Genomic DNA, 11,485 nt, shown 5'->3' on the forward strand with positions numbered 1-11,485 from the left:
TAACTTACATCGTAACGTTTTCTGCCGAAGCCATCGTCGTTTCGATGGAGCGCATTATGCGGATATAGGTGATAGTCGTCAACCCATTTCTAAGAAAAAAAGTGATTTTTTTCCTGTTTGCTTGTTTGCTGAGCAAGTTGATCTTATTTTAATCAAATACAGCAGTTCATTAGCTGACGTGATTGATAATAATCAAATAATTAAACAGATTAGCGTTAATAAAAAACTTAAAGTGAGTCTCGATGGCATCATCTTCGCGCGAATATCGGTAATTTTTAATATCAACATCCTTGTTTATTATTCAAAACAGTTTTTTAGGTCTTAAATGGGTAAACTTAATCCTTTACCGCTAAGCAATGGACAAATTAATGAAGATATTACACACTTCAGACTGGCATCTTGGTCAGTATTTTATGATGAAAACCAGAGAGTCAGAGCATTTACATTTTTTAAACTGGTTAATTGAAGTGGTCAATAAGCAACAGATCGATGCATTAATCGTTGCCGGTGATATTTTTGATAGCGCATCCCCGCCTTCCTACGCGCGCAAATTATACAGTGATTTTATTGTCAGATTGCAAAAAAGCAGCTGTCGCCAGCTTATTATTATGGCGGGGAATCATGACAGTATTGCCGTGCTCAATGAAAACAAAGATTTATTAAAAGCATTGGATGTTTCTGTATTAGCCGGATTAAGTGATGATTTAAACGAGCACATTATTGAACTTAAGGATGATAGGCAAAATACGCAGGCATTAGTTTGTGCATTGCCTTTTTTACGGGCAGCAGATGTGATGAGAAGTGTTCAGGGTAGTTCGGCCGCTGATAAACAGATTTCTCTGCAGCAGGGCATAGCGGACACCTACCAGTCGATTTTCGAACTCGCTAATGCGCAGTGTCATGAGAAAGCCCTTCCTATTATTGCAACCGGGCATCTGACTGCGGTGGGCTGCAGTGTTTCTGACTCGGTGCGTGAAATTTATATCGGCACACTGACCGCTTTCCCTGCTGTGCTCTTCCCTGCTTTTAACTATATTGCCCTGGGACATTTACACCGTGCGCAAAAAGTACAAAAAACCGACCATATTCGTTATTGCGGCAGCCCGATTGCCTTGAGCTTTGATGAAACCAGGCAGCAGAAAAATATTAATATTATTGAATTTGATACAAATAATGCCTTAACCGTTAATGAGACGGTGATCCCTGTTTTTCAGAGAATGCAGGTTATCAGCGGAGATTTAGAATCTGTAATAGAGCAGTTACAAGAGCTTAAAAAAGAGTTAGCGGGTGAAAGTGCCTGGATAGAGGTCAAGCTCAAGCAGGCTTTTTATCTTTCCGATGTGCATGCATTATTAAATGAACAGGTCCAGGAAAGTCAAATAGAAATTTTAAAAATCAGCAGTCCGACTATTAATGAAAAAAATCAGTATCAGGCTGCGGATAAATCAACGCTGGATAATTTAACACCGGCAGATCTTTTTCAGCATCGTTTACAGATTGAAGACAGCTACAGTGACCAGCAGAGAGAGCAGTTAACTAAACTGTTTGCCGAAGTCTGCTCTGAAGTGGAGCATAAATCATGAAAATATTATCTATTCGTTTTAAAAATCTAAATTCATTAAAAGGCCATTGGAAAATTGATTTTCAGGATGCTGATTTTTTAGAAAACGGTCTGTTTGTTATTACCGGACAAACAGGTGCAGGCAAAAGCACTATTCTGGATGCTATCTGTTTAGCCTTATATCAGCAGACCCCACGTTTAGACAGGATCACTCAAAGTAAAAATGAATTAATGACTCGCGGAACGTGGGAGTGTTCAGCGGAAGTGGAATTTAGTGTTAAGGGAAAGGGCTACCGTGTTTTTTGGGAACAAAAAAGAGCCAGAAAAAGTGCTGCCGGGAAACTGCAGGCGCCTATCTGTGAATTAAGCTTGATTGAAGGCGATGTACTTTGCACTAAAAGCAGTGAAGTATTAAAGCAGGTTATTGAGCTTACCGGACTCGATTTTTCCCGTTTTACAAAATCTATGCTGCTGGCGCAGGGCGGTTTTGCCGCGTTTTTAAACGCCAGCCCGAGAGATCGTGCCGAATTATTAGAAGAGTTAACTGGGACTGAGATTTATTGTGAAATCGCTAAACACGTGTTTGAACGTAATAAACAGGCTCAGGCGGAATTAGATTTATTAATCAAACAAGCGGATGTATTAGAAGTACTGTCAGAAGAGCAGGTTGATGAGTTAAATAAGCAAGTTCAGCTCCTTGCCGCCGATAAACAGACAGTACAAACAGACTTAAAGGATCTTGAAGGCGCTTTATTGTGGCTGAAAAACGCACAAGTATTAAAAGAACAGGTAGAAGCGCAGTTGAGACTGTTAACAAACGCGCAGCAGTCTGCCGCTGAGTTTAAGAATAAACAGCAGCAGATTGAACTTGCACAGCAGGCTAAACGGCTGGAACAGCCGTATCAGAATCAGTTGTTAAACGCAGAGAAGATCCAGTCTGGCGAGACGTTGCTAGTTGAAAATGAACAAAAAAACAAAATATTACAAGCGCAGCTAATAGAGTGCAAAAACGGGGCTGAAAGCCTCACTGCAGCGCAGAAATCTCTACAAGAAAGCCATGCTGTCCGGCATAATAAAATCAATGAACATCTTATGCCTTTAGATTTGGCAATAGGTCAGTTAACAGGCCTATGCGGTGAACAACAATTGGCCGTCGACAAACAGATAAATACAGCCGTTGAAACGCAGCAGACGCTGAATATTCGCTTAGCCCAACAAAAGACTGATAATCTTGCCTTAAAAACGTTAAATGAGGGTTTACAGAAGCAGCAGGCTGCGCATCATCTTCAGGAAAGTTTGCCGCTTATTGAGCAGCAGTTTTCTTTCTATATTAAGCAGCAGTCGCAATTAAAAGACTCTTTGTCTGGCAGTTCTGAGTTGCAGAAAAAACAAAGCGTGTTGCACAATGACCTGCTGGATGTGCATAAGCAGGTCAAGCTCAGCGCACAAGCGCTGCATGAAAAGCAGCTGCTACTGCAACAAGTTCAGCAGCACCGAGAGTCATTATTGGACAGTGGTCAATTTAGCAGTGCCGGGCAAATGAATATAATACTGACCGAGGTCTTTGATCAACAGTCTCAAAACCAACAGGCTTTATCTTTAACAAGGCAGCTAGATGATAGTTATGCAAGGTTAGCCGCTGTACACAAAGGCAGTGCTGAATTAGAGCAAAGCATTAAAGGCAATCAGCAGGCATTAATGGTGAGTGAGCAGCAAGGACTAGAGTGCAAAAATTCGCTGCTTGCACTGCAAAAGCTGTTAAAACAAGAGCAGGTGATTGCCCAATTGAGTGATTTAAAAAAACATTTACAGAAAGATAACCCTTGCCCGTTATGCGGATCGATTGAACACCCGTCGGTGAGTAATTATCAGCCCGTCGATATACCTGAAACGCAAATAGCGCTATCGCTGCAAGAGCAGCGGCTCGAGAGTATCCGAGAGCAGTATTCAGATGCTAAAAACCGAATAAAAACAGATACCAGACAGCTCGCTGAATATCGTCTTCAGGCGGCTAATCTTAGTCAGCTGTTGGAAAAACAGCTGACTGAATGGCAAGATAGTCCTTATTTATCTGCCTTTACCTATCAGCAGAGCAGTTTTGCGGATTTATCTTTATTAACACAAAGCTTACGCGAAAAACGTTTTAATATTGAGAATCTGCAAAAACAAATTCAGCAAATAGATGCCCAGCTTCCTGATTTACGAGAGGTTATGCAGGCGCTAACGCAAAAAGCCAATGACCATGACAGGTTATTACAGCAGCTTAATAACCAGCATGCCGTTGCAGATAATGAAGATCAGCGATTAGCTAAAGAACAGCAGATGCTTTTAGCACAACTTGAAGAAAATCAGCAGGGCATCTGCCAGCAGCTGCCTGCCGAGTTATTAAAAAAGCAGGTTGAAGTCGAACAATTATTCAATAGTCCAGCAGCGTGGATTGAAAATCAGAAGAGTTTAATTCTCTTATACCAGTCACAACAGGCGCAAAGCATAACGCTGCAAAGCCTGGTCGATAAGCAAGCCCATCAAATAGCCCTGCAGGAGCAGCAATATGCACAGCAGCAAAGTGTATTACAGCAGCTGCAGACATTATGGCAATCTAATCAGTCGCAGTTGACCGAGCAGCAGCGACAAAGGGCAGATGAATTTGGCAGTCAAAGCCAGGCGCAGATTCGCCAGCTGCTTGAATCTGAAAAAAATGAACTATCAGGTCAGCTGGAGCTTGCGATGGCCTCCCTGCTAAATGTGCAGGGGCAATCTGCACGTTTAGCAGGGCAACTTGCCGAGCAGAAAAATACTCAGGCAGAACTGCAAGGTAACCAGCAGACGTTACTGACTGTTTTTAAAAAACAGTTAATCACTAGTCCTTTTATTGATCAGACTGACTTTATTAATGCGCGTTTAGCAGAAGAGCCATTACAGGTACTGCTCGCGCTGCAAAAGCAGCTGCATGAGCAGTTACTCACAGAGAAAACCCGTTTAAGTTCGGCACAGCAGAGTCTTGAAAAACATCTCAAATTAAGTGTTACTGAAGAAGATCCATTAGTCTTAGAAAATGCGCAGGCTGCGAATCAGGAAAAATCTGAGGTCATCGGTGAACAGCTGGTGGAGAAAAAAGGCAAACTGCAGGCTGATATTCGTTTAAAAGCGCAGCAACAGGCACTGCTGGATCAACAGGTGCAACAAAAAGACAGTGCAGAGCAGTGGGCGATGCTCAATAAACTGATCGGCTCAGCTGACGGCAGTAAATTCAGAACCTTTGCGCAGGGCTTAACCTTAGACAATCTGGTTTATCTGGCGAATAAAGAGATGGCAGATCTGCATCAGCGTTATCAGCTGCAGAGAAATCTTGATGAACCCTTAGCACTGCAGGTCATTGATTTATGGCAGGCGAATGCCGTACGGGATGTAAAAACCCTGTCGGGCGGGGAAAGCTTTTTAGTAAGCTTAGGACTGGCCTTAGCGCTTTCTAATCTGGTCAGTCATAAGACGCAGATAGAATCGTTATTTTTAGATGAAGGATTTGGCACCTTAGATGCGGATACCTTAGAAATCGCCTTAGATGCGCTAGAGCGGTTAAATGCAACCGGCAAGCTGATTGGGGTTATTTCCCACGTTGATGCGCTTAAGGAGCGGATTAATAAGCAGATTCATGTCAGTAAAGGCAGCGGGGCAGGGTACAGTCAGCTGGATAAGCAATATGTTTTTGTGGAAAAGAGTTAACCATTCTCTTAACTCGGGGAGTCGTAGGCTTTTGCTTTTGAGCGTCAGTTTTGCCTTTAAAGAAAGAGGTCATAAACTTAATACTCTTGGTATTCTGTTATCGGTAGGGCATTCTATACACCGCAATCAGGATTAATCGGTGCGTGGAGCGCAGCCTACGAGCTGAACTGTCGTTCAATTTCCTCCATGTTTCCACTTGCTAAAGGAATTGATTGAGCAATAAATATTCAAGAGCAATTCTTGCGATTTTAACCTTATTAAGTTTTTATTTTATTAATAAATATAACTGTAAGATTATGTTTATTAATGTAAGACTAGAGCGTCGTCACAGATATTAATATCTGATTAAGACAACCTTGTGCAGGTTATTTAGTCGGAAGTCGGGAAGAACTATTTACTGAATGGTTAAAATTCAGTTTATTATCTAAAAAAGTTTGGGTATCCTATCCCATTTTTATGCTGTCTAGAAAAGTGGTAACGATTCAGTTTGATTTACTTATAATAGAAGGCTCATACGCACTCAGGGGCAAGCATAATCAAAAGCATATTGAACAAACTGGCTAACATCGCACTGCTTGTGACCGCGCTGCTTGCGGCTAATGCAAGCGCCGACCAATTAGAAGCACCACTGTTTTCATTCAGCGGCTTCGGCACTTTGGGAGTGGTTCATTCCAGCGAGGATCAGGCGGACTTTACCTCGAGCATTTTGAAGCCCAACGGCGCTGGCGACAGCCATGTCTGGAGCTTCGACGTTGACAGTCTGATCGGTGGGCAGGTCACTGCTAATCTTACTCCAAAGTTTACAGCCGTCCTGCAAGTCATTGCAGAGCAGAATTATGACAATACCTACCTGCCCCAAGTAGAGTGGGCGAATATCAATTATCAGCTCACACCAGATTTAGGTATACGCGTTGGTCGTACAGTGTTGCCCACCTTTCTTTATTCCGACACACGTAAAGTGGCTTATACCTATCCATGGATACGTCCTCCAGTGGAGGTCTATCGTCTGGGCCCTTTACCTCCATCGATGGTGTGGATGCCCGCTACCGGATGCGCATTGGTGATGTCACAAACGCTTTACAAGCTCACTTCGGTGAAAGCGAAAGCAAGCTGCCAAACGACGTCGGCGCTATTAAAGCAAAGCAGTCATGGGGTATGGCTTATACAGGCGAATACCATAACGCCACTGTGCATATAGGCTACGAATCAACCTATGTGACTCTGAAAGGCCTTAAGACGATTTTCGATGGATTTAGGCAGTTTGGGCCGGAAGGCATCGTCCTTGCGGATAAATACGATGTCGATAGCAGGCCTTTATCCGTTATCACCGTGGGTGCACGTTACGATCCAGGACAGTGGTTTGTAATGGGAGAATGGAGCCATTTAGACAGCCAAGGCTCTTTTTTTGGTAATGGAACCGGCTGGTACTTGAGTGGTGGCTATCGCTTTGGGGAATTCACTCCTTACATCACCTATGCTCAGGCGAAGGCGGACAATCTATCGGATCCGGGCTTGGCTGCCCCCGCTGCTGCGGGTCTCAACGCTACCCTTAATTCGCTATTGAGTGCGAAACCGGTTCAGAACACCGTATCTATTGGCGGGCGCTGGGATTTTATGCGTAATGTCGCCCTCAAACTGCAATATGATCACACCGATATTAGCGCGGGTTCGTCTGGTGTATTAACCAACCTTCAACCGGGTTTTCAATCGGGCGGCAAGGTCGATGTGTTCAGCGCCACGATTGATTTCGTATTCTGATGAGAAGCCAATTATGATTAATGTCAATCGCATCGGATCTATCATCATCGCTCTGTCCCTGAGTTTGGGTTCCGTTGAGGCTGTGGCCGACATAGTATTGGTGGTCTCGGCCAAAAATCCAGTGACCACGCTGAGTAAAAATCAGGTTGTGGATATATTCTTGGGCAAGGCAAACTTTTTCCCCGATGGCCATCAAGCCTTGCCTATCGATCAGGACGAAGGTTCCGTCGCTCGCGAGGAGTTCTACTTAAAATTCGCCGGAAAGTCCTCCGCGCAGATCAAGGCCTTTTGGTCGAAGATCATTTTCACCGGCCGCGGCCAGCCGCCACCGGAAGTATCGAATGCCGTCGCAGTAAAGAAGTTCATCGCCAAACATCCCGATGCCATCGGCTACATTGAGCATAAGTGGGTGGATGACAGTGTGAAGGTGATCCTCATGAAATAATCGGATCCAGTGAGACCCGCGATGATTCCCTTGAGTTGTGAGTTGGCAAGGTTTGAATCGATATCCGCTATATTCCGCAGTGAGGAGACGTCGATGCCGATATCCTTGATCCCATAAAATACCCCTTTGGTTTTTTCAATATTATAGCTCAGCAGCGCTTCTGACATTTCCAGCGCTAGAAAATATGCATCTATGCCCGTGTTGGTGAGTATCTTGGTGAAATCTGTCAGATTGACAGACATAGCCAGACCCTGATTTTCCCAAGCAGGCAATCTTGAGTATCCAATTGACTATTGCTATAAAGACAAAATTGATTTCTCTTCAACGCATGCTTAGCGGATTAAGCCGTTAGAGTGGATTGTCGTTCAGTTTATTAGAATAGAACTGGAAGTTGTTCTTGCCTTTCTCCTTCGCCTTGTACATCGCGACATCCGCGTTTTTGGTCAGAATCTGTTCGTTCAGACCGTTTTTTGGATAGGTACTGATCCCGATACTTGCTGTGATGCGGCACTCCTGACCGGCCAGAGTAAATGGTCTGGCGACAGCGGAAATAATTTTTTTGGCCACTGTTACTGTATATTTTTCGTTATCCAGTTCAGGCAGCATGATAACAAATTCGTCACCCCCTAGCCGGGCAATAGTGTCACTTTCGCGCAGACATTTCTTGAGCCTTGCTGCGATTTCCTGCAGCAATTGGTCGCCAGCCTGGTGTCCAAGGGTGTCGTTAATATTTTTAAAATGGTCCAAGTCGAGAAATAGCAATGCCAGCAGTCCATTGTGGCGATCTGCCTGTTTGATACTATGACTCAGCAGTTTACTGAACAGACTGCGGTTCGGTAGCGTCGTGAGACTGTCATGATAGGCAAGGTATTCGACTCTTGCGGCATGGGTGATATGTTCCTCTATGATGCGCTGGCGGCTTAAGGTAAGCTGATAGCTCATGCGCCACATCACCGCGATAATCAGGAAGATGACAAAGCTGCTGGCTACCGCCTGCCACAGATAGACTTGCTTCTTCTGTTGAGCAGCGGCCAATTTTTCGTCTGCGGATAATCCAACAATCACCGTCAGGGGGAAACCATAGAGCTTGTGTGCACTGGTGTAGCGCTGCACGCCATCCCAGACGTTGGTCTGAAGCATGGTTTCGCTTTTCATTTCCACCGCAGAATATGTTTTCAGCGCTTTTAAATTAGACTTATCGCTGGCAGTAATTGTTTCCCCACTGCGCCTGACAAGGAATATGCCGTCCTCGCAGATAATGCCAAGCATGCCATGCTCTCCCAGTTTCGAGTATTCATAGCTGCTAACAAAATAGGCCGCGTCGACCGAGACCATTACAATACCGGCAAACTTTCCATTGACAAAATCAAGTCTGCGGCTAAATGTCAGGTTCCACTTTCCGGTGCTCGGGTCAAGTTCCGGACTACCAACAGAGATAGCATCCCTCTGGAGCTGGCTCTGGAAGAAAGAAAGGTCGGCAACATTGGCATTGTCCGAGAGATTCGTACTGGTCACAATGTCACCCCTGCTGTCCACAATACTGATGTCGAACACCAGCGTAGGCGGTAATAGATTTCTGGCTTTCAACGTTGGCAGTACGTCCTGTATGCTCAGGATATTATTCGCATATTTGACGACCTTCAGAGTCTGGTCGATTTCGCGCAGTGAGCGCACGACCTGCGATTCATAAGTGTCGGCCAGTTCATGGCTTAATGCCGTCGCGGTTTGCTCTGCCGCGGTTTGTTCGATGTTGATAAGGTTCAGGATTGTCTTCCAGATTGCGGCCAGCATGAGAACGGCAATCGCCGGAAACAGGAAGGGAGATTCGACCAGGTGACTAAACCAATGAATCCGTGTCGAAGAAGCTGGAATCCCAGTGTTATTCAATAAAGCTTGATTGGCGGACCAGTCAGGATTTTCATTATTGATTTTCGTTTCTTCAACCATTGAGTATGTTTCTCCCGTGTATTTAATGTTTAAAAAGAGCAATCATACAAAGACCCTGTCATATTTGGCGATAATGTGCGCTTTTATTAACATAATATTTCAATAAAAAATTGGCTATTCAGCCTGAGATTGGCGCTTTTTTGAGTGTTTTTTCAAAAAATATGACCACAATAAACAGTTAAGTGAAGCTATTTATAAGTTGGGTCATTGGTGTTGGTACTGTTCTTTTTTTCCTGCTGGTCGCTTATTTATTTCCCTGTATAATACTAATCGTTTTAAAGGTCTTATTATACGCTAAAATGTGTGCATCTATATCATTGAAAATAATCACGATAATATCTATTTTTTATCATTATTTCAACGTGCTACATTATATTAAATAAAGCCGTTATATGAAATAGGCTGTACACCATCCGAAATCTGACTCAATAGCCGTTTTGTACTTTTATGGTTTCACAGAGACAATGCGCAGTGATTTACGCTCAAACCTCTCTCCCAACGCGATTCTCTAATACAGTGGTATTATTTTGAGCGCTAAATAATTAACATGGGTGTCTTGATAAATTTCCTTAAATAATTAATATAGGTGTCTTGATCAATTGTATTTGTTCTTCATAGGCTTTCGCAGTTCGAGGGAATCATGCTCTTTCAATAGCAAAAGCAAAGTAAAGTCGCCATCAAGGGCGAAAGACCAACAATAAAAGTTAAACCAGACACCTCAAGCGAAAGCATACAAATAAGAAAAAACGGGTAGGCGAATTGAACGGCAGTTCATAAGCAGGCACTCCCGTTCAAGGCGCTTTATTTTTCTTGCACCCTGAATAGATTAACTCATTAATAGAATGGGTATTATTGTTTTTTACCGCAGCCGGGACAGAATTTGGCATCTAATGATCTTTCTGTGCCACAGTCCACACAGAATTTTTTTACCTGTGCTTGTACTTGTTCGCTGCCGCAGCTGGGGCAGAATTTTGCTCCCTGCGGAATAGTCTGTTGACAAGACGAACAAGACGGGCCTGCCATAATGGTGCTTTGTTCATTTTCCATTGATGTTGAATTCAACTTCATCATCTGATTGCCTATCCCGAAACCCACTCCCATGCCGACACCTGCGCCGGCAACACCACCCGCACCTTCATTTGAAGCTGCTTTTTCCGCTACATCAAACATTTTAACGGTGTTATAGGTTTCACCGTAAATATCAAATTCCGCTTTTTTCGCCAGTATCTCTTTTAAACGTATTACGCTGTCATCATTCTGTGGCACGTTTATCGAATTCAAATAAAAGTTTACAATTTCAATACCGAAACGCTTAAATTCAGCCATGATATCGTTCTGCAGGGCCGCTGACATTTCATTAAGATGCGCACTGATATTAAGCACTGATATTCTATCGTTAATGACTTTTTTAGAAATAAAGTCTTTTATCCGGCTCATTAGATGGCCACGAAAATAGTTAAGAATTTGCTCTGCATCGAACTCGTCAACGGTTCCCACTAGCGTAGTAACAAACTTTTTTGCATCGGTAATTTTTATGCCGAACTGTCCGAATGCCCGCAACGGGATGTAAATATTATAAACAGGCTCTAGAATCGGGATTGGCTCCTGCGTACCCCATTTCATATTTAGATTAACGGCTTTATTAACGTAATAAATTTCTGCAGCAAAGGGGGACTGGTTATCAAAAGAGATATTAACCAGATGTTCTAATAACGGAATATTCGCAGACTTTAGTGTGTGGCGGCCCGGGCCGAGTACATCAAGTGCTTTGCCGTCTTTATAAAAGACCGCCTCTTGTGCCTGGTTAACAATAACCTGTGTCCCCCATACTAGACTGTCATGGGGCCAACGCCAGGCAAAAACATCACCGGGACCATTGTATTTGACACGATCAATGATATTCATTATTTATCCCTCCCTCATTATCAATATATTGTAAGTACTCTTACAACAATTTCCCGTTATTTTTTAGCAGTTTACTCAATAAAGGCACCCTTTAATATCAGAAAGCTTTCGGGCGAGCACTTAGTTATTAGTTATTAGTTATTGGT

Annotated in this window: 6 protein-coding genes; 4 read left to right on the forward strand and 2 right to left on the reverse strand. The window is 43.4% G+C overall.

Annotation, left to right across the window (positions count from 1 at the left end):
• Window positions 1–368: 368 nt before the first annotated feature.
• From sbcD to PING_RS06915, 4 genes are all read left to right on the forward strand, one after another.
• Complete coding sequence (sbcD, locus tag PING_RS06900) at window positions 369–1,583, forward strand: exonuclease subunit SbcD (RefSeq protein WP_041766104.1); 1,215 nt, start codon at window positions 369–371, stop codon at window positions 1,581–1,583.
• Window positions 1,580–5,284, forward strand: coding sequence for an AAA family ATPase (locus PING_RS06905; RefSeq protein ID WP_011769693.1), 3,705 nt, complete (start codon window positions 1,580–1,582; stop codon window positions 5,282–5,284). The genes sbcD and PING_RS06905 overlap by 4 nt, the downstream gene beginning before the upstream one ends.
• A gap of 1,050 nt (window positions 5,285–6,334) precedes the next feature.
• Entirely contained in the window at window positions 6,335–7,042 is a 708-nt protein-coding gene (locus PING_RS20890; protein ID WP_232279433.1) for a porin, read from the forward strand.
• 13 nt (window positions 7,043–7,055) lie between these two features.
• Window positions 7,056–7,487 carry a type 2 periplasmic-binding domain-containing protein gene (locus tag PING_RS06915; RefSeq protein ID WP_011769694.1) on the forward strand — a complete coding sequence of 144 codons (432 nt, stop codon included), beginning with the start codon at window positions 7,056–7,058 and terminating at the stop codon, window positions 7,485–7,487.
• A 348-nt stretch (window positions 7,488–7,835) separates the two neighbouring features.
• Here the strand turns inward: PING_RS06915 and PING_RS19405 are convergent, their stop codons facing one another.
• Both PING_RS19405 and PING_RS06925 read right to left on the reverse strand, forming a co-directional pair.
• On the reverse strand, window positions 7,836–9,434 hold the full coding sequence (locus PING_RS19405; protein WP_011769695.1) for a bifunctional diguanylate cyclase/phosphodiesterase: 1,599 nt from the start codon (window positions 9,432–9,434) through the stop codon (window positions 7,836–7,838).
• Between the two features lie 849 nt (window positions 9,435–10,283).
• Complete coding sequence (locus tag PING_RS06925; RefSeq protein ID WP_011769696.1) at window positions 10,284–11,339, reverse strand: SPFH domain-containing protein; 1,056 nt, start codon at window positions 11,337–11,339, stop codon at window positions 10,284–10,286.
• Window positions 11,340–11,485 lie beyond the last annotated feature (146 nt).

Source organism: Psychromonas ingrahamii 37, from assembly GCF_000015285.1.
Classification (GTDB): domain Bacteria; phylum Pseudomonadota; class Gammaproteobacteria; order Enterobacterales; family Psychromonadaceae; genus Psychromonas; species Psychromonas ingrahamii.